The 18,337-nt window shown below is 66.1% G+C and carries 16 protein-coding genes; 15 read left to right on the forward strand and 1 reads right to left on the reverse strand.

Translation table 11 applies throughout. The features are described from left to right. The first annotated feature begins 1 nt into the window (after position 1). The 12 genes from aroA (at position 2) to IP92_RS03400 (ending at position 10,834) form a co-directional block, all read left to right on the forward strand. Entirely contained in the window at positions 2 to 1,369 is a 1,368-nt protein-coding gene (gene aroA, locus IP92_RS03345) for a 3-phosphoshikimate 1-carboxyvinyltransferase (protein WP_145873072.1), read from the forward strand. Positions 1,370 to 1,516: 147 nt separating this feature from the next. Continuing rightward, the gene (gene cmk, locus IP92_RS03350) at positions 1,517 to 2,185 is read left to right on the forward strand and encodes a (d)CMP kinase (RefSeq protein WP_145873073.1); all 669 of its coding nucleotides are present in this window, start codon (positions 1,517 to 1,519) and stop codon (positions 2,183 to 2,185) included. 105 nt (positions 2,186 to 2,290) lie between these two features. After that, complete coding sequence (rpsA, locus tag IP92_RS03355) at positions 2,291 to 3,967, forward strand: 30S ribosomal protein S1 (protein ID WP_145873074.1); 1,677 nt, start codon at positions 2,291 to 2,293, stop codon at positions 3,965 to 3,967. A gap of 30 nt (positions 3,968 to 3,997) precedes the next feature. After that, positions 3,998 to 4,303: an integration host factor subunit beta gene (locus IP92_RS03360; protein ID WP_145873075.1), complete on the forward strand. Its 306-nt coding sequence runs from the start codon at positions 3,998 to 4,000 to the stop codon at positions 4,301 to 4,303. A gap of 110 nt (positions 4,304 to 4,413) precedes the next feature. Next, positions 4,414 to 4,713: a LapA family protein gene (locus tag IP92_RS03365; RefSeq protein ID WP_145873076.1), complete on the forward strand. Its 300-nt coding sequence runs from the start codon at positions 4,414 to 4,416 to the stop codon at positions 4,711 to 4,713. A gap of 24 nt (positions 4,714 to 4,737) precedes the next feature. After that, positions 4,738 to 5,913 (forward strand): lipopolysaccharide assembly protein LapB, encoded by a 1,176-nt coding sequence (gene lapB / locus IP92_RS03370; protein ID WP_145873077.1) that lies wholly within the window; start codon positions 4,738 to 4,740, stop codon positions 5,911 to 5,913. A gap of 116 nt (positions 5,914 to 6,029) precedes the next feature. Next, complete coding sequence (gene rfaE1, locus IP92_RS03375) at positions 6,030 to 6,968, forward strand: D-glycero-beta-D-manno-heptose-7-phosphate kinase (RefSeq protein ID WP_145873078.1); 939 nt, start codon at positions 6,030 to 6,032, stop codon at positions 6,966 to 6,968. A gap of 135 nt (positions 6,969 to 7,103) precedes the next feature. Beyond that, positions 7,104 to 7,679: a transcriptional regulator gene (locus tag IP92_RS03380; RefSeq protein ID WP_145873079.1), complete on the forward strand. Its 576-nt coding sequence runs from the start codon at positions 7,104 to 7,106 to the stop codon at positions 7,677 to 7,679. After that, positions 7,676 to 8,737 carry a sensor histidine kinase gene (locus IP92_RS03385; RefSeq protein WP_145873080.1) on the forward strand — a complete coding sequence of 354 codons (1,062 nt, stop codon included), beginning with the start codon at positions 7,676 to 7,678 and terminating at the stop codon, positions 8,735 to 8,737. Before IP92_RS03380 ends, IP92_RS03385 begins: the two co-directional genes overlap by 4 nt. After that, positions 8,730 to 9,473: a LytR/AlgR family response regulator transcription factor gene (locus tag IP92_RS03390; protein ID WP_145873081.1), complete on the forward strand. Its 744-nt coding sequence runs from the start codon at positions 8,730 to 8,732 to the stop codon at positions 9,471 to 9,473. The genes IP92_RS03385 and IP92_RS03390 overlap by 8 nt, the downstream gene beginning before the upstream one ends. 138 nt (positions 9,474 to 9,611) lie before the next feature. Beyond that, entirely contained in the window at positions 9,612 to 9,950 is a 339-nt protein-coding gene (locus IP92_RS03395; RefSeq protein WP_145873082.1) for a ComEA family DNA-binding protein, read from the forward strand. A gap of 161 nt (positions 9,951 to 10,111) precedes the next feature. Continuing rightward, positions 10,112 to 10,834, forward strand: coding sequence for a hypothetical protein (locus IP92_RS03400; protein WP_145873083.1), 723 nt, complete (start codon positions 10,112 to 10,114; stop codon positions 10,832 to 10,834). A 3-nt stretch (positions 10,835 to 10,837) separates the two neighbouring features. Here IP92_RS03400 and IP92_RS03405 read toward each other — a convergent pair whose 3' ends face one another. Further along, on the reverse strand, positions 10,838 to 12,604 hold the full coding sequence (locus IP92_RS03405; protein ID WP_145873084.1) for an FAD-dependent oxidoreductase: 1,767 nt from the start codon (positions 12,602 to 12,604) through the stop codon (positions 10,838 to 10,840). A gap of 297 nt (positions 12,605 to 12,901) precedes the next feature. Between IP92_RS03405 and IP92_RS03410 the strand changes: the two genes are divergently transcribed. The 3 genes from IP92_RS03410 (at position 12,902) to IP92_RS03420 (ending at position 18,327) form a co-directional block, all read left to right on the forward strand. After that, positions 12,902 to 13,897 carry a LacI family DNA-binding transcriptional regulator gene (locus IP92_RS03410; protein WP_145873085.1) on the forward strand — a complete coding sequence of 332 codons (996 nt, stop codon included), beginning with the start codon at positions 12,902 to 12,904 and terminating at the stop codon, positions 13,895 to 13,897. 65 nt (positions 13,898 to 13,962) lie between these two features. After that, complete coding sequence (locus IP92_RS03415; protein WP_145873086.1) at positions 13,963 to 16,836, forward strand: TonB-dependent receptor; 2,874 nt, start codon at positions 13,963 to 13,965, stop codon at positions 16,834 to 16,836. 78 nt (positions 16,837 to 16,914) lie between these two features. Continuing rightward, positions 16,915 to 18,327: a glucoamylase family protein gene (locus IP92_RS03420; protein WP_199271816.1), complete on the forward strand. Its 1,413-nt coding sequence runs from the start codon at positions 16,915 to 16,917 to the stop codon at positions 18,325 to 18,327. Positions 18,328 to 18,337: the final 10 nt, after the last annotated feature.

Genomic DNA, 18,337 nt, shown 5'->3' on the forward strand with positions numbered 1-18,337 from the left:
CATGGCTGAGCCGAATCATTCCCCGTCTATTCATCCCCCGTTCATCGACCTGAAGCCGGTGATGCACGTGGAAGGCGTCGTCCGCCTGCCCGGCTCCAAGAGCATTTCCAACCGCATCCTGCTGCTGGCCGCGCTGGCCGAGGGCGAGACGAAGATCGTCGACCTGCTCGACTCCGACGACACGCAGGTGATGCTGGGCGCGTTGCGTGCACTGGGCGTCGAGTGGACCGAGGAGCCGACCACCGCCGTCAACGGCACCGCGCGCACGATCCACCGCGTGCAGGGCGCCAACGGCAGCTTCCCGAACCGCCAGGCGGATCTCTTCATGGGCAACGCCGGCACGGCGATCCGCCCGCTGACGGCCGCGCTGGCGGTGATCGGCGGCGACTACAAGGTATCGGGCGTCGCGCGCATGCACGAGCGCCCGATCGGCGACCTGGTCGACGCATTGAATGCCGTCGGCGCGAACATCGAGTACACGGGCAATGCGGGCTACCCGCCGCTGCACATCCGCACCGGGCAGTTCAACACCAATCGGCTGTCGGTGCGGGGCAATGTGTCGAGCCAGTTCCTGACGGCCCTGCTGATGGTGGCGCCGCTGATGGCGCACACGCATGCGGTGACGATCGCGGTCGAGGGCGAGCTGATTTCAAAGCCGTACATCGAGATCACGCTGAACCTGATGCGCCGCTTCGGCGTCACGGTCGAGCAGGACGAGTGGCAGTCGTTCACGATCCCGTCCGGCCAGCGTTACCAGAGCCCGGGCAATATCCACGTGGAGGGCGATGCGTCGTCGGCATCGTACTTCATGGCGGCGGGCGCGATCGCCGGCGGCCCGGTGCGCGTCGAAGGCGTGGGCCGCGACTCGATCCAGGGCGACGTGCGCTTCGTGCACGCGCTCGAACAGATGGGCGCGCACATCACGATGGGCGACAACTGGATCGAGGCGAAATCGCACGGCCCGTTGAAGGCCATCGACGCGGACTTCAACCACATCCCGGACGCCGCGATGACGATCGCGATCGCCGCCCTTTACGCGGAAGGCACGAGCACGTTGCGCAACATCGCTTCGTGGCGCGTGAAGGAAACGGACCGTATCGCCGCGATGGCGACCGAGCTGCGCAAGCTGGGCGCGACGGTGGAGGAGGGGCCCGACTACCTGAAGGTGACGCCGCCGAAAGTGCTGCAAGCGGCAACGATCGACACCTACGACGACCACCGGATGGCGATGTGCTTCTCGCTCGCATCGCTGGACGGCGCCGCCCGCCGCGGCACCGAAGTGCGGATCAACGACCCGAAGTGTGTTGCAAAGACGTTCCCGGACTACTTCGCGGCGTTTGCTGGGATCGCGCACGAGGCGAAGTACTGATACGTCTGCGGGCTACGGAAACCGTTTAAACCAACGGCAAATGCCGGGGTCAGACCCGCCGGGTCTGACCCCAGGGTTTGCTTCCGGGTTTGTTTTTGACGCAAGCTACACGCTTCTTCATCCGGCTCGCGGGTTAAAATCCGCCCCATGCCTACCTCCAACATCCCCGTCATCACGATCGACGGTCCCACTGCCTCGGGCAAGGGGACCGTTGCCCACAAAGTCGCCGACAAGCTCGGTTTTCACCTCCTCGATTCCGGTGCGCTGTACCGCCTGACGGCGCTGCAGGCGCTGCGCCGCGGCACGCCGTTGTCGGATGAACATGCTCTTGCGAAAGTTGCCGAGCATCTCCATATCGGCTTCACCGGCGAGGCCATCTTTCTGTCCAACGAGAACGTCACCGACGCGATCCGCGCCGAGGAAGTCGGCAATACCGCGTCGAAGATCGCCGCGTTGCCGGCCGTCCGGCAGGCGTTGTTCGGCCTGCAGCTGGGCTTTCGCAAGGCCCCCGGGCTGGTCGCCGATGGCCGCGACATGGGCACCGTGATCTTTCCCAGCGCGCAATTAAAGGTGTTCCTTACCGCAAGTGTCGCGGCGCGCGCCGAACGTCGATATAAGCAATTGATCGGCAAGGGAATTTCTGCTAATATGGACGACCTCCTGATGGATTTGAAAGCGCGCGACGACCGGGATACGCACCGGGCCATCGCACCTCTCGTCCCTGCAGAGGGGGCGCATGTGCTCGATACCTCGGACATGACCGTTGATGCGGCCGTCGAACAGGTGCTGCACTGGTATGCGGCCGTCGGGAAATAGCAAGGTGTTCTGGCTCTGCTCTGTCGGGCCGGGGCGTGTATCAACCCTCAACCCAGTTGAAGTCGCATCGTGCGAGCCTTACTGGCTAACCTGGAATTAATTTAAATGGAAAGTTTCGCAGCCCTCTTCGAAGAGTCCCTGTCGCGTCAAGACATGCGCTCTGGCGAAGTGATCTCCGCTGAAGTCGTGCGTCTGGACCACAACTTTGTCATCGTCAACGCCGGCCTGAAATCGGAAGCTTTCATCCCTGTTGAAGAATTCAAGAATGACCAAGGCGAACTGGAAGTCAAAGTAGGCGACTTCGTTTCCGTGGCCATCGAATCGCTGGAAAATGGTTTCGGCGATACCATCCTGTCGCGCGACAAGGCCAAGCGCCTGGCATCGTGGCTGGCTCTGGAAAAAGCAATGGAATCCGGCGAGATCGTCACCGGTACCGTGAACGGCAAAGTCAAGGGCGGCCTGACCGTTCTGACGAACGGCATCCGCGCATTCCTGCCGGGTTCGCTGGTGGATACGCGTCCGGTCAAGGACACGACCCCGTTCGAAGGCAAGACCCTGGAATTCAAGGTTATCAAGCTGGACCGCAAGCGTAACAACGTCGTTCTGTCCCGCCGCGCCGTCATCGAAGCATCGATGGGCGAAGAGCGTCAGAAACTGATGGAAACGCTGAAAGAAGGCACGGTCGTGACCGGCGTCGTGAAGAACATCACCGACTACGGCGCGTTCGTCGACCTGGGCGGCATCGACGGCCTGCTGCACATCACCGACCTGGCATGGCGCCGCGTGCGTCACCCGTCGGAAGTGCTGACGGTTGGCCAGGAAATCACCGCGAAAGTCCTGAAGTACGATCAGGAAAAGAACCGCGTTTCGCTGGGCGTGAAGCAGCTGGGCGACGATCCGTGGACCGGTCTGTCCCGTCGTTACCCGCAAGGCACCCGCCTGTTCGGCAAGGTCACGAACCTGACCGACTACGGCGCGTTCGTCGAAGTCGAGCAAGGCATCGAAGGCCTGGTCCACGTGTCCGAAATGGACTGGACCAACAAGAACGTGGCTCCGAACAAGGTCGTGCAGCTGGGCGACGAAGTCGAAGTCATGGTTCTGGAGATCGACGAAGAGCGTCGCCGTATCTCGCTGGGCATGAAGCAGTGCAAGGCCAACCCGTGGGACGACTTCGGCGTCACCCACAAGAAGGGCGACAAAGTGAAGGGCGCGATCAAGTCGATCACCGACTTCGGCGTGTTCATCGGCCTGCCGGGCAACATCGACGGCCTGGTGCACCTGTCCGACCTGTCGTGGACCGAGCCGGGCGAAGAAGCCGTGCGCAAGTTCAAGAAGGGCGACGAGCTGGAAGCCGTTGTGCTGGCAATCGACGTCGAGCGCGAGCGTGTTTCGCTGGGCGTGAAGCAGCTGGAAGGCGACCCGTTCAACAACTACGCTGCGCTGAACGACAAGGGTTCCCTGGTCACCGGCACGGTGAAATCGGTTGAGCCGAAAGGCGCCGTGATCGCCCTGACGGACGAAGTCGAAGGCTACCTGCGCGCTTCCGAAATCTCCCGCGATCGCGTGGAAGATGCCGGTACGCACCTGAAGGTCGGCGACAAGGTCGAAGCGCTGGTGATCAACATCGATCGCAAGGCACGCAGCATCCAGCTGTCCATCAAGGCTAAGGACAACGCTGAAACCGCCGAAGCGATGCAGAAGATCGCCGCCGACAACAACGCAGCTACGGGCACCACCAGCCTGGGCGCGCTGCTGAAGGCCAAGTTCGATAATAAGAACTGAGCAAGAACTAATTGACCATAGCGTGCGCAAATGACCAAGTCCGAACTGATCAACCGCCTGGCTGAACGTTATTCCCAGCTGGTGGCGAAGGACGCGGAGTATGCCGTGAAGACGATCCTCGATGCGATGACCGCCGCCCTGGCGAGCGGCCAGCGCATCGAGATCCGCGGCTTCGGCAGCTTCGCGCTGAACAGCCGGCCACCGCGCATCGGCCGCAATCCGAAGTCCGGCGACAAGGTGATGGTGCCCGAGAAGCGGGTACCGCACTTCAAGCCGGGCAAGCAATTGCGCGAGCGCGTGGACGCGATGGTCGGGCAACCGATCATCGAGGACTGAAGTCTTTTGCGAAAGTGAAGTCGGAAGGGGCGGGCTTAGGCCTGCCCCTTTTTTTTGTGACCGATACCATGTAATGTGCGGGCATTGAGAAAGACACAGGAAGCCAAACGATGAAAATCATTTCCACCATTATCGGCATAGTGCTGTTCGTCCTGTTCTTCGGCTTTGCCCTGAAAAACACGCAGGAAGTGGACCTGCACCTGTTCCTGAATTACGAATTGCGCGGCCCGCTGGTGCTGATGCTGCTGGTGTTCTTCGTCGCCGGTGCCGTGCTGGGCGTGCTGGCGCTGACGCCGACCGTCGTGCGCTACCGCCGCGAGTCGACCAAGCAGAAGACGGCCATCCACACGCTGCAGGCTTCCGCGCTGCAGGTCAACCGCGCGCCCGACAGCGTCAACGCGCAGCAGTGACGCCTCACACAAGACAAGCGAAACATGGAATTTGAACTCTGGTGGCTGCTGGGTATCCCGGCTTTCTTCGGCCTGGGATGGATCGCCGCGCGCGTCGACATCCGGCAGTTGCTGTCCGAATCGCGCACGCTGCCGCGCGGCTATTTCAAGGGCCTGAACCACCTGCTGAACGACCAGCCGGACAAGGCGATCGACTCGTTCATCGACATCGTCAAGCAGGACCCGGAAACGACCGAGCTGCACTTCGCGCTCGGTAACCTGTTCCGCCGCCGCGGCGAGACGGAGCGGGCGATCCGTGTTCACCAGAACCTCTTGTCCCGCCCCGACATGCCGGCCGACGAACGCGCCCATGCCGAATACGAACTGGGGCAGGACTACCTGAAGGCGGGCCTCTTGGACCGCGCCGAGGAAACCTATAAACGGCTGCTGGACACGTCGTACGCCGTGCCGGCCCGCCGCGCGCTGCTGGAGATCTTCCAGCGCGAGAAGGAATGGCCGCGCGCGATCGAAGCGGCGCTGGCGCTGCAGGAAGCGGGCGCCGGCACGCGCCAGAAGGAGATCGCCCAGTTCTATTGCGAGATGGCGCAGGACGCGCTGGTGCACATGCACCCGGACGATGCGATGCCGTTCCTCGACAAGGCCCTGCAGGCCGACCGCACCAGCGTGCGGGCGACGATCCTGTGCGGCGACGTGCACATGGCCAAGGGCGATGTGGAAGGCGCGCTGGCGATGTGGCGCCGCGTCGAGCAGCAAAGCGTGCCGCACGTGGCGCTCGTCGCGCAACGCCTGATGGACGGCTACCGTAAAGTGGACCGCGCGGCCGAAGGCCTGTCGCTGTTGAAGTCCTACCTGCAGCAGGCATCGTCGATCGACTTGCTGGAAGTGGCTTTCAAGGCCGTGCTGGAACTGGAAGGGGTGGAAGCGGCGCGCCAGCTCGTCGGCGACGAGCTGCGCCGCACGCCGACGTTGCTGGGCCTCGACAAATTCCTCGAGGCGCGCATGCTGGACGCGTCGCCGGCCGTGCTGTCCGAGCTGTCCCTCGTGAAGAACCTGGTGCACGGCTACACGCAGAAGCTGGCGCGCTACCAGTGCAGCCACTGCGGCTTCAAGGCGCGCCAGTTCTACTGGCATTGCCCGGGATGCAGCCGCTGGGAGACCTATCCGCCGCGCCGCACCGAAGAACTGAATGTGATGAATTAAAGCGCCGGTAAAAGCATGCCTGGACCCAAAGGCGACGGCCGGGGTCAGACCCGTCGGGTCTGACCCCAGCATCTGCCTCGGGTTTCTTCGCACGGCGCCGACGGAAAGCCCATATCATGACCAAAACCTCCCCCACCCCCGCCCTCGATAAAGTACGCATCCTCGTTGTCGGCGACGTGATGCTGGACCGCTACTGGTTCGGCGACGTCGGCCGCATCTCTCCCGAAGCGCCGGTGCCGATCGTGCGCGTGGCCAAGCGCGATGCGCGCCTGGGCGGAGCCGCCAACGTGGCCCGTAACGCGGCCGCGCTGGGCGCGCATGCGGGCTTGCTGGGCGTCGTCGGTGCCGACGAGGCGGGCGACGAGGTGGAACAGCTGCTGCACGGCGGCGGCATCCACAGCTACCTGAAGCGCGATGAGGCGATCTCCACGATCATCAAGCTGCGCGTGATCGGCCGCCAGCAGCAGATGCTGCGCATCGACTTCGAGGAACCGCCGTCGGACGTGGTGCTGCGCAATAAGCTGATGCAGTATCGCGCGCTGCTGCCGGACTATGACGTGATCGTGTTGTCCGACTATGCCAAGGGCAGCCTGGTGAACGTGGCGGACATGATCATGGCCGCGCGTGCCGCCAACAAGATCGTGATGGTCGACCCGAAGGGCGACGACTTCACGCCGTACACCGGTGCTACCGTGCTGACGCCGAACAAGGGCGAGATGAAGCGCATCGTCGGCAGCTGGAACAGCGAGGAACAGCTGACGGAAAAGGCGCAGAACCTGCGCGCGTCGCTGCTGCTGCAGGCGCTGCTGCTGACCCGTTCCGAAGAAGGCATGACCTTGTACACGGAACAGGGCGTGTTCCACGTGCCGGCCGACGCGCGCGAAGTGTTCGACGTGTCCGGTGCCGGCGACACGGTGATCGCCACCCTGGCCGCAATGCTGGGTGCCGGCGCCGGCTGGCAGGAAGCCGTGCAGACGGCGAACCGCGCCGGCGGCATCGTCGTCGGCAAGCTGGGCACCGCCACGGTGACCCGCGAGGAATTGTTCGGCGCCTGACCTGCGCCCGGCGCATTCATCCTTCCTGCGCCGCGCTCGCCCCCGCTGGGGCGCGTTCATCGCAGCGCTCCCCGCCAGCCCCTTGCTTGCGGCAGAGTAGGGCATGACAATATCGTCATGCCCACGGAGCACTTCATGAAACCATCCATCGTCGTACTGGCCGCGCTGGCCGCCGCATCCGTCGTCGCGCTGGCGCAGCCGCCGCGCGAACTCGAGCAGGCCTGGTTCAAATCCGGCCAGGATCCCGACAACTACGTGATCGGCGTGGACGACGGCGGCTACCGCCGCGGCGGCAACGCGAAATTCATCCGCCACAAGACGGGCAAGCCCGCCGATGGCAACGAGTGGGCCACGTTGATGCAGGCCGTGAGCGCGGAAAACTATCGCGGCAAGCGCGTACGCTTCTCCGCCGAGGTCCGCACGCGCAACGTCACCGGCTGGGCGGGCCTGTGGATGCGGGTGGACCAGCCGAACGGCGAATCCATGCTGTACAACAGCCAGGACAAGCCGATCAAGGGCACCAACGACTGGCAGCGCCGCAGCGTGGTGCTGGACGTGGCCCGCAACGCGCAAACGATCATGTTCGGCGTGATCGACGGCGGCGCCGGCCAGGTGTGGATCGACGACCTGCGGTTCGAAGTCGTCGGCGACGACGTGCCGGCCGACCGTGGCTACCACTCCGCCAAGCCGCCGCGCAAGCCCAGCCTGTGAACATCGCGCACACCGGACAAGGCCATGCCGCACGGGCCCTGGCCCGCATCGCCGGCTGCACGCGGCGCGAGCTGGCCGTCAGCGCGGCGCTGATCGCGCTGCCGCTGGCCGCCGCATGGGTGCGCGGGGTGCCGGCCTGGCTGCCGCTGTTCGCCGTGCTCCTGGCCGCATGGCTCGGCGGCGCGGCCTGCCTGCGATTGCTGCGCAGCGCGATGCCGGCGGGCGCCGGCTGGTGGTGGGCGTGGCTGGCGCTGGTACCGGCAGTGGCGCTCGGTGCGTGCGCCGCATGGTGGCTGTACCGCAGCGCCGCGCTGGCCGCGTTGCTGGGGACTCCGGTCGCGCTGGATGACGAGCGGCTGCTGGCCATCGCCGGCGCGTTCTGCGCACTGGCCTTCGGCGTGCCGCTGTTCCAGGCGCAGCGCCAGGCCGAGGCCTTGCTGCTGGCGGAGTTGAAGCACGCCGCGCTGCAGGCGCAACTGAAGACGCTGCAAGCCCAGGTCGAGCCGCACTTCCTGTTCAACACGCTGGCCAATACCCGCTACCTGGCGCGCCACGCGCCCGAGCAGGCCGTGCGCATGCTCGACCACCTGATCGCCTACCTGCGCGCCGCACTGCCGGACCTGCGCACGGCATCGTCCACGCTGGGCCGCGAGTGCGAGCTTGCCGAACACTACCTGGCGCTGATGTCGATCCGCTTCGGCGATCGGCTCGTCACGCAAGTGGAATGCCCCGCCGGCCTGCGCGACGTGGCGATGCCGCCGCTGATGCTGATGTCGCTCGTGGAGAACGCGGTGCGCCACGGTGTCGAACCGAAGCCGGGCATCGTGCACGTGCGCGTGACGGCCAGTGCCGATGGCGGCCGGCTGCGCGTGCTCGTCGCCGACGACGGCGCGGGCCTGGACGGCACGGTGCTCGGCAGCGGCGTGGGCCTGCGCAATGTGCGTGAGCGGCTGGCGGCGCTGTACGGCGCCAATGGCGGCATGGTGCTGCGCGGCGGCGCGCAGGGCTGGACCGAGGCCGAACTGACTTTGCCTTTGCAACGGGAGCACCATGGATGACTTGCGGCCCCGCGTGCTGATCGCGGACGACGAACCGCTGCTGCGCAGCGCGCTGCGCGAGCAGTTGCACGGCCTGTGGCCCGAGGCCGACGTGGTGGGCGAAGCGGCCGACGGCTACGAGGCGCTGCGGCTGGCCCGCGACTTGTCTCCCGATCTCGCGTTCCTCGACATCCGCATGCCGGGCCTGTCCGGCCTCGACGTGGCGCGCACGTTTGGCGGGCGCACGCACGTGGTGTTCGTCACGGCCTACGACGAGCATGCGGTGGCAGCGTTCGACCAGGGCGCGCTGGACTACGTGCTGAAACCCGTCGAGCCGGTGCGGCTGGCACGCACGATCGCGCGCGTGCGCGAACGCATCGCATTGCCGCCGCCGGACCTGGCGCAGCTGGGGCGCGGCGTGCAGCCGGCGGCCGCGCCGGCATGGATCCAGGCATCGGTCGGCCAGACCGTGCACTTCATCGATCTGCAGGACATCGTGTACTTCGCGGCCGAGGACAAGTACACGCGCGTCGTCACGCCGCGCATCGAGGCGCATATCCGCACGCCGTTGAAGGAGCTGGCGGAGATGCTGGGCGGCGCCGGCTTCTGGCAGGTGCACCGCGGCTACGTGGTGGCGGTGCGGCACGTGGCGGCGGCCACGCGCGACGGCGATGGCGCGATGTGGCTGGCGTTGCGCGGCCACCCGGTGCGGCTGCCCGTCAGCCAGCGTTTCCAGCACCGTTTCAAGGCCATGTAGGGCGCTGGCGAAAGTTCCCGGCAGTGCAGGGTTCGCTGACGGGAACCAACGGGCCCTGCGACCGGTCAACCGGAAACGCTGGAGTCCGTTATTCTGCTAGCGAACGCATCCGCGCTCGACACCTACACGGAGGACACCATGCTGAAGAAACTGCTGCTTGCCGTCGCCACGCTCGTCGCCACGATGAGCCTGGCCTTTGCCCAGGTCGACGTCAACAAGGCCGACCAGGCCGCGCTCGATTCCGTCAAGGGCATCGGCCCGGCGAAGTCGAAAGCGATCCTGGACGAGCGCGCGAAAGGGGAGTTCAAGGACTGGGCCGATTTTGAAAAGCGCGTGAAGGGCATCGGCGGCAAGAACGCCGCCAAGCTGTCCGAGGCAGGCTTGCAAATCAACGGCAAGTCGCGCGAAGGCGCGCCGATGCAAGCGGCCGGCGCCGCCAAGTCCGCCGAGGCGAAGAAGGACACGGCGAAGAAATGATCGATCGCGACGGATGACCGGCGCGGCGGGAGAACGCACCCGCCGCCGGTTGTCATCAGTTGTATCTATATTGCAACTCTTCGTCTTTTATCAAGGAAATATCTTTCTACGCATGTACAATCCTTTCTTCTGGTAATTTTTTCAACGAAGCGAGGTTCGTCATGCTGAAAACCCTCCCTGCAGCGCTGTTGCTGGCCCTTTCGTCCGCCACGCAGGCGGCCAACGTCGGCATCGGCTGGAGCTGGCATTACGACGGCACGCTGGCTGCCACGCTGACGGCGCGCGGCGATACGGTCAGCCTGTACGAGCGCTACGACGCCGGCGCGCTGGCCGGCCTGGACGTGTTCATCCAGGACGGCAATGCGCGCGCCGATGCCGCCGCGCTGGACGCGTTCGTGTTCAACGGCGGCACGCTGATCCAGGTGCCGTGGAGCTTCACGCAGACGTCCTTCACGGCAGCGACCAGCGTGTTCGGCCCCCGCCGCGGCTTCCAGGTGGGCGAGTCGCTGACGGCGATCAGCGCGCTGGACGCGGAGAGCTGGCTGCTGCGCGGCGTGCAGCTGCCGGAAGAGGGCGCTGGAATCGTCTCGCGCGAGCGGGGCAATGCGTTCCTCGACGGTGCCACGCCGGTGCTGGCATGGGACGACGGCAGCGCGCTGCTGGGCTACCGCCAGTACGGCGCCGGCACGATCGTCGCGCTCAACGTGAACCTGCTGACGGCCGACTCGTATCCGCTGGCCGCGGCGTGGTCGAACCAGATCGTCTACAACGCGGTCGATGCAGCCATCTCCGCCGTGCCGGAGCCGGCACCTTACGCAACGCTGGCCGTCGGCTTGCTGGCGCTCGGCGGCGTGGCGCGCCGCCGGCATCAAGCCCTGGGCTGAGCCCTACACGGCCAGCGGCAGGTTGGCCAGGAACGCGTGGATCTGCGACACGACCTGCGCGCCTTCGCCGACCCCTGCCGCCACCCGCTTGGTGGAACCGGCGCGCACGTCGCCGATCGCGAACACGCCCGGCACGCTCGTCTCCAGCGCGGCGCGCACCGGCTGGTCCTTCGGGTAGATCCCTTCATCGAAATTGGCGCGGCACTGCGCCTTCGTCACGTCGTGACCGGTACGGATGAAGCCTTGCGCGTCGACGTCCACGCCGCAATCGCCCAGCCAGTCCGTGTTCGGATCGGCGCCGATGAACAGGAACACGCGGCACACGTCGCAGGCGCTTTCCTCGCCGGTGCGCTTGTTGCGCAGCTGGACGCCCTTCAGGCCTTCATCGTCGCCGTCCAGCCGCACGATTTCCGTATGCGTGTGCAGCACGATGTTCGGCGTCGCGCGGATGCGTTCGATCAGGTACGTCGACATCGTCGCCTTCAGGCCTTCGCCGCGGATCACCATGTGCACCTTCGACGCGTGGCCGGACAGGAACACGGCCGCCTGGCCCGCCGAATTGCCGCCGCCGACGAGGATCACTTCCTCGCTCTTGCACAGGTTCGCCTCGATGCGCGACGCCCAGTAGTAGATGCCGCGGCCCTCGAACTGGGCGATGTTGTCCAGTGCCGGGCGGCGGTAGCGCGCGCCGCACGACAGCACCACGGTGCGCGCCTTCACGCGCTTGCCTTCGGCCAGCTGTACTTCCAGGGGATAGGTGTCGCAGATCAGGCGGTTGGCGGGCGCGGGAATCGCCACTTCGACGCCGAACTTCTGCGCCTGCACGTAGGCGCGGCCGGCCAGGGCGCCGCCCGAGATCCCGGTGGGGAAGCCCAGGTAGTTTTCGATGCGGGCGCTGGCCGCGGCCTGGCCGCCGTACGCGCGCTGCTCGAGCGCCAGCACCGACAGGCCTTCCGAGCCCGCATAAACGGCCGTCGCAAGGCCCGCGGGGCCGGCGCCGACGACGATCACGTCCCACACCTTGTCCTCGTCCAGGTCCGGCAGCAGGCCCAGGCAGCGGCCCATGTCGGCATTGCTGGGGTTCTTCTTCACGCTGCCGTCCGGGCACACGACCAGCGGCCAGTCCTCGGGCGCCGGCTGGTAGTACTCGCACAGGCTCCTGGCCTGCTCGTCTTCCTTCGGATCGAGCACCGTGTGCGGGTAGGCGTTACTGGTCAGGAAGCTGCGCAGCTGGTGCAGCCGCTGGCTGTTCTCCGGCGCCACCAGCACCGGGCCGCCCGAATTGGCTTCCAGCAGGCCGACGCGGCGCAGGATCAGCGCCCGCACGATACGCTCACCCAGCTCGGCCTCGGCGATCACGAGGGCGCGCAGGCTCTCCGGCGGGATCACGAGCGCTTCGACGTCGCCGACGGCGAAGGCGTTGACGAGGGTGGGGCGGCCGGCCAGCTGCGACACCTCGGCCGTGAACTCGCCGCGGCCGTGTTCCGTGATCGGCCACGAGTTACCGAGGCCGTCGTAGCGGCTGATCGCGATACGGCCCGACAACGTGACGATCATGCCGAACGTCGTATGCCCCGCTTCCAGGATACGCACGCCGTTGTGGTACGTGCGCACGGTGCCGAAGCGCTGCAGCTTCTTGATCTCGGCTTCCGTCAGCACGGGGAACATCTGGTGCCGGCGCGATTCCAGGTTCGAGGGCACGGTGCCCACGGTTTCCTCGCGGTGAGCCTCGGGCACGAATTGGGTGGGGGTGAGGTGCATGTTCGCCATTGCCGGGTTTCCTGCATAGTTGATCGCTGCTTGCCAGTGTAGCCGATGACGGGGCCGGGGCGAACCATGCGGAAGGGCGGTATCCCGTACGGCAGATGCGCGCTGTTGCACCGCTGTTGCACATAAGGCAAATAAAGTCTTTGCATATCCAAATGTAAACGGTTACATTACTTGCCGATGACAACGGCTGCGGCGACGTCACTTGCACACCGCAATGTAACCGGTTACATCAGGCAACAAGCTAGCTGCGCGGCAATGGTCAACCCATGCGCGCATGGACAGGGAGGCGGCACGGGAATGGGCGTAACCATCAAGGATGTGGCGCGGGCGGCGCAGGTATCGGTCGCCTCCGTTTCGCGCGTGTTGAACGGGCATGCCACCGTCACGCAGGAAACGCGCGACCATATCCTCGCCGTGATGAAGCAGTTGCGCTACGTGCCGCACGAAGGCGCGCGCAGCCTGTCGACGAACCTGACCAATATGGTCGGCGTGCTGCTGCCGGACCTGTACGGCGAATTCTTTTCCGAGATGATCCGCGGGATCGACGGCGCCGCGCGCTTGCGCGGCCTGCACATCCTCGTCGCCAGCCTGCACGGCGGCGCGGAAGAGGCGGCCGCCGCGATCCGCACGATGCGCGGCCGCGTCGACGGTTTGATCGTGATGTCGCCGCACGTCGATGCCGACCTGCTGGCGCAAAACCTGCCCGAACACCTGCCCGTCGTGCTCGTGAACAGCGGCGCAGGCGGCGGTGCCTATGCGTCCGTCTCGATCGACAACTACAGCGCCGCGTACGCGATGGTGCGGCACCTGGCCGCCTGCGGCCACCGCGCCATCGCCTTCATCACGGGCCCGGCAGACAACCACGAGGCGCTGGAACGGCTGCGCGGCTACCGTGCCGCGCTGGCCGACCTGGTGCCGGGGGCAAAGGAGATCGTCTACGAAGGCGACTTCTCCGAGCAGTCCGGCACGCGCGTCGGCGCGGCGCTGGCGAAGAAAAGGAAGCGGCCGGACGCGCTGTTCGCCGCCAACGACATGATGGCCGTCGGCGCGCAGATCGCGCTGCAGCAGGCCGGCATCGCGGTGCCGCGCGATATCGCGCTGGCGGGCTTCGACGACATTCCCGTTGCCCGCTACGTGACGCCGGCGCTGACCACGGTGCGCGTGCCGATCGCCGAACTGGGCGCGCAGGCGCTGGCCCGCTTGACGCAGCGCATCGGCCACGCTGACACCGGCATCGACAGCACGGCCGCGACGCTCGACGCGCAGCTCGTCGTGCGCGCCTCCAGCGGGTAGGAAAACAAGGAACAGCAAGCAAAGGAACAAGTACCAAGCAGGATTCACAAAAAGGGAGACTGACCATGGAACGCATTGCACCACCCCGCCCAGCGCTGCGCCTGTCGATGATGGCCGCCGCGCTGGCTTCCGCCTTGCTCGCCGGCGTGCCCGCATCGGCCCAGCTGTCGACCGCCACGTTGCGCGGCCAGGTGACGGCCGCCGGCGCCGCCAGCCCGGCCGGCACGCCCGTCACCGCCGTCAACCAGGCCAACGGCTACACCTACCGCACCACCACGCGCGGCGACGGCAGCTATGTGCTGACGGGCCTCGCTCCCGGCTCGTACCAGGTGCGCGTGGGCGACCAGGCCACCGAGACCGTCACGCTGTCGGTGGGCCAGGTCAGCACGCTGGACCTGGCCACCGGCGCACCGGCCGCCGGCCAGACGCAGCGTGTCGTCATCACCGGCTCGGCGCAGCGGCGCGACGTGACGACGTCCGAAGTGGGCACCTCCGTGTCGCGCGAGCAGATCGAGCGGCTGCCGCAGGTCACGCGCAACTTCCTGTCGTTCGCCGACCTGGCGCCGGGCGTGCGCTTCGACGTCGACCAGTCCGGCAACGTCACGCTGCGCAGCGGCGCGCAGAACCAGGACAACGTCAACGTGTTCATCGACGGCGTCAGCCAGAAGAACAATATCCTGCGCGGCGGCGTCTCGGGCCTCGATTCCAGCCGCGGCAACCCGTTCCCGCAATCGGCGATCGCCGAGTACAAGGTGATCGCGCAGAACTACAAGGCCGAATTCGACCAGGTGTCGTCGGCCGCGATCACGGCGGTGACGAAGTCCGGCACCAACGAGCTGCATGGCGATGCGTTCTGGGACCACACCGGTACCAACATCACGGCGATGGACCCGTTCCAGAAGAAGGCCGAGGCGCAGGGCATCGGCCGGCCGTCGTCCAAGCAGGACCAGTTCGGCATGACCCTGGGTGGCCCGATCAAGAAGGACGTCGCGCACTTCTTCCTCGCCTACGAAGGCAAGAAGATCGACGATCCGCGCCAGGTGGTGCTGCAGAACGCGAACCTGCTGCCCAATACGGGCGTCGTGCCGGGGCTGCTGGCCCAGCAGGGCGCCACCGTCTCGAAGTTCGACGAGGACCTGTTCCTCGGCAAGGTCAACCTGCGGATCTCCGACGCGCACGAGCTGGAAGCGACGGTGCGCGTGCGGCGCGAAACGGACCTCGTCCCCGAAGACAAATTACTGAGCCTGCCCGGCAACGAGGTGGCACGCGACAACGACGAAGACCGCTTCGACGTCAAGCACACGTGGACGACGGACCGCTTCGTCAACGAGGCGCGGATCGGCTACGAGAAGTACACGTGGAACCCCCATTCGTCGGCGACCGACCCGTACATCAAGTACAAGATCTCGCCCAGCAATACGGCAAACAACGTCAAGGACGTGGCGATCGCCGGCGGTTCGCCGAACGCCCAGTTCCGCCAGCAGAAAGGCCTGCTGTTCCAGGACGACCTGACGTACACGGGGCTGGACAAGCATACGATCAAGGGCGGCTTCAAGATCAAGCGGATGGAGTACGACCTGTCCGGCACGGCGCGCAGCGTGGACATGTACGAGATGTTGATCGATAACGTCACGGGCCAGCCGCGCCAGATGAAGTTCGAGGGCGCGCTTGCGCCGGTGGGCGTGAGCTTCACGAACAAGCAGTATGGCCTTTACCTGCAGGACGACTGGCAGGTGCTGCCGAAGCTGGAGCTGAACGTGGGCCTGCGCTACGACTACGAAGACAATATGCTGAACGACAGCTATGTGACGCCGGCCGACCGCGTCGCCATCTTCGACAGGCAGGACCCGCGCGATGGCGCGCCGGCCGGCCAGACATATGCGCAGTCGCTGGCCAAGGGCGGAGTCAACATCCGCGACTACATCAGCACGGGCGACAGCCGCAAGGCGTTCAAGAACGCGTGGCAGCCGCGCCTGGGCTTCTCGTACGATGTGATGGGCGACCGCAGCTCGGTGGTGTTCGGCGGCTGGGGCAGGGCATACGACCGGGCGGTGGCGAACTATGCGCTGGACGAGCTGCAGAAGAATTCGCAGCCGGGCGGCGAGATCTGGATGATCCGCAACGACCACAAGGCGCCGTACACGGACCAGTTCAGCCTCGGTCTGCGCCAGGCGCTCGGCATCTGGAACGGCGAAGTGGGCTACACGAACTCGCGCAGCCGCAACCAGTTCAACTGGTTCGGCGGCAACCGCGACCCGCAGGGCGGCTGGGGCAACCAGAGCCCGATCGACCCGCTGTGGGGTTCCGTGCCGGGCTACAGCACGCTGATCCTGGGCGACTTCATCAGCCAGGCGAAAACGGAAACCGTGTACGTCAAGATGGACAAGCCGTACACCCGCGCCTCGCGCTGGAGCGTGACGGCGACCTACACGTACAGCGACGGCAAGACGACGAACAAGGAATGGACCAACGATATCTTCAACTGGACGTATGGCCGCTATCCGGGCCAGTGGTATCCCTCCGCGCTGGTGGAGAAGCACCGCCTCGTCGTCGCCGCCACGTCGGGCGACCTGCTGCCGTGGGGCCTGATGGCGTCCGCCAAGGCGACGTTCGGTTCCGGCCTGCCGTACCGCGTCACCGACTGCCACACCGGCTTCAACAACTGCGTGTCGATCAAGGGCGATGGCGACAACTTCAAGCAGGTGGACGTGGGCGTGTCGAAGGACGTCACGTTCCGCTTCGGCGCGCTGACCTTGCGGGCCGACGTGATCAACCTGTTCAACAGCGTCAACTACGGCGGCTATGACGGCTGGATCGGCGGGCCTCCCGGTACCGCGAGCCCGAACCGCTATGGCGGCGACAACCCGAACGTGGGCCTGGCCAATGCGATGGGTGGCCCGATGCGCACGCTCAAGCTGTCCGCCCGCTATGCGTTCTGACCACGTGCTCTGATCAAGCCCTCCGTGCCCCGCACCGCCAGGATGCGGGGCCGGCCGCCCACGTCCACCGAGGTAACGATGCGCCAAACTCTTTCCGCCTTGACGCTTGCATTGGCCAGTGCGCTGGCCGGGGTGCCCGCCACGTCGGCCCACGCCGCCAATGCGCTGCCGCCGTTGTTCGACGACCTGCAGGAACGCACGTTCCGCTTCTTCTGGGAGACGGCCAATCCCGCCAACGGCCTGGTGCCGGACCGGCATCCGACGCCGTCGTTTTCCAGCGTTGCCGCCGTCGGCTTCGGGCTGACGGCTTACCCGATCGGCGTCGAGCGGGGCTGGATCACGCGTGCCCAGGCGCGCGAGCGCACGCTGGCCACGCTGCGCTTCTTCCGCAACGCGCCGCAGGGCGACGCCCCGGCCGGGATGACCGGCTACAAGGGCTTCTTCTATCACTTCCTCGACATGAAGACGGGCCAGCGCTACAGGGACGTGGAACTGTCGACGATCGACACGGCGCTGTTCCTTGGCGGCGCGCTGTTCGCGCAGTCGTATTTCGATCGCGAGGATCCGCAGGAAACGGAGATCCGCCGTCTGGCCGCCGAGATCTATGCGCGCGTCGACTGGCAATGGGCGGCGCACAACAAGCCGGCCGTCGCGCTGGGGTGGAAGCCGGAAGAGGGCTTCAACCGCTACGACTGGAAGGGCTACAACGAGGCGATGCTGCTGTACGTGCTGGCGCTCGGTTCGCCGAAGCCGGAGCATGCGCTGGGGCCGGAAGCGTGGCAGGCGTGGACCAGCACCTATGAACGGAGCTGGGCAGCACCGTATGACCGGCCGCACCTGACATTCCCGTCGCTGTTCGTGCACCAGTACAGCCACGTGTGGATCGATTTCCGCGGCATCCGCGATGCCTATATGCAGGCCAAGGGCTTCGACTACTTCGAGAACAGCCGCCGCGCCACGCTGGCCCAGCGCGACTACGCCGTCGAGAACCCGCTGAAGTGCAAGGGCTATGGCGCCGACATGTGGGGCATCACGGCCAGCGACGGCCCCGTCGACAAAGTACTGGACTGGCAGGGGCGAAAGATTCCGTTCCACACGTATGCGGCGCGCGGCATGGGCGGCTTGCCGCATCACGACGACTGCACGCTGGCGCCGACGGCGGCCGCCAGCGCGCTGCCGTTCGCGCCGGAGATCGTCGTGCCGGCCGTCGTCGCGATGAAGGAGCGCTACGGCGACTTCATCTACGGCCGCTATGGCTTCCTCGATTCGTTCAATCCCAGCTTCGAATACCGCATCAAGCTCCAGCATGGCAAGGTCGTGCCGGGCAAGGGCTGGGTGGCGGACGACTATCTCGGCATCGACCAGGGCCCGATCCTGGCGATGACGGAAAACTACCGCAACGACTTCGTGTGGAAGCTGATGCGCACCAATCCGGCGATCCGCACAGGCTTGCTGCGCGCGGGCTTTACCGGCGGGTGGCTCGACAAGTGACAAGCCGCCG

Origin of the sequence: Pseudoduganella flava, from assembly GCF_007830495.1 — a bacterium.
Classification (GTDB): domain Bacteria; phylum Pseudomonadota; class Gammaproteobacteria; order Burkholderiales; family Burkholderiaceae_D; genus Rugamonas; species Rugamonas flava.

Bases quoted from the DNA above. Each gene is read 5' to 3' on its own strand.
- aroA (WP_145873072.1), top strand. From the start codon at position 2: ATGGCTGAGCCGAATCATTCCCCGTCTATTCATCCCCCGTTCATCGAC.
- cmk (WP_145873073.1), top strand. From the start codon at position 1,517: ATGCCTACCTCCAACATCCCCGTCATCACGATCGACGGTCCCACTGCC.
- rpsA (WP_145873074.1), top strand. From the start codon at position 2,291: ATGGAAAGTTTCGCAGCCCTCTTCGAAGAGTCCCTGTCGCGTCAAGAC.
- IP92_RS03360 (WP_145873075.1), top strand. From the start codon at position 3,998: ATGACCAAGTCCGAACTGATCAACCGCCTGGCTGAACGTTATTCCCAG.
- IP92_RS03365 (WP_145873076.1), top strand. From the start codon at position 4,414: ATGAAAATCATTTCCACCATTATCGGCATAGTGCTGTTCGTCCTGTTC.
- lapB (WP_145873077.1), top strand. From the start codon at position 4,738: ATGGAATTTGAACTCTGGTGGCTGCTGGGTATCCCGGCTTTCTTCGGC.
- rfaE1 (WP_145873078.1), top strand. From the start codon at position 6,030: ATGACCAAAACCTCCCCCACCCCCGCCCTCGATAAAGTACGCATCCTC.
- IP92_RS03380 (WP_145873079.1), top strand. From the start codon at position 7,104: ATGAAACCATCCATCGTCGTACTGGCCGCGCTGGCCGCCGCATCCGTC.
- IP92_RS03390 (WP_145873081.1), top strand. From the start codon at position 8,730: ATGGATGACTTGCGGCCCCGCGTGCTGATCGCGGACGACGAACCGCTG.
- IP92_RS03395 (WP_145873082.1), top strand. From the start codon at position 9,612: ATGCTGAAGAAACTGCTGCTTGCCGTCGCCACGCTCGTCGCCACGATG.
- IP92_RS03400 (WP_145873083.1), top strand. From the start codon at position 10,112: ATGCTGAAAACCCTCCCTGCAGCGCTGTTGCTGGCCCTTTCGTCCGCC.
- IP92_RS03405 (WP_145873084.1), bottom strand. From the start codon at position 12,604: ATGGCGAACATGCACCTCACCCCCACCCAATTCGTGCCCGAGGCTCAC.
- IP92_RS03410 (WP_145873085.1), top strand. From the start codon at position 12,902: ATGGGCGTAACCATCAAGGATGTGGCGCGGGCGGCGCAGGTATCGGTC.
- IP92_RS03415 (WP_145873086.1), top strand. From the start codon at position 13,963: ATGGAACGCATTGCACCACCCCGCCCAGCGCTGCGCCTGTCGATGATG.
- IP92_RS03420 (WP_199271816.1), top strand. From the start codon at position 16,915: ATGCGCCAAACTCTTTCCGCCTTGACGCTTGCATTGGCCAGTGCGCTG.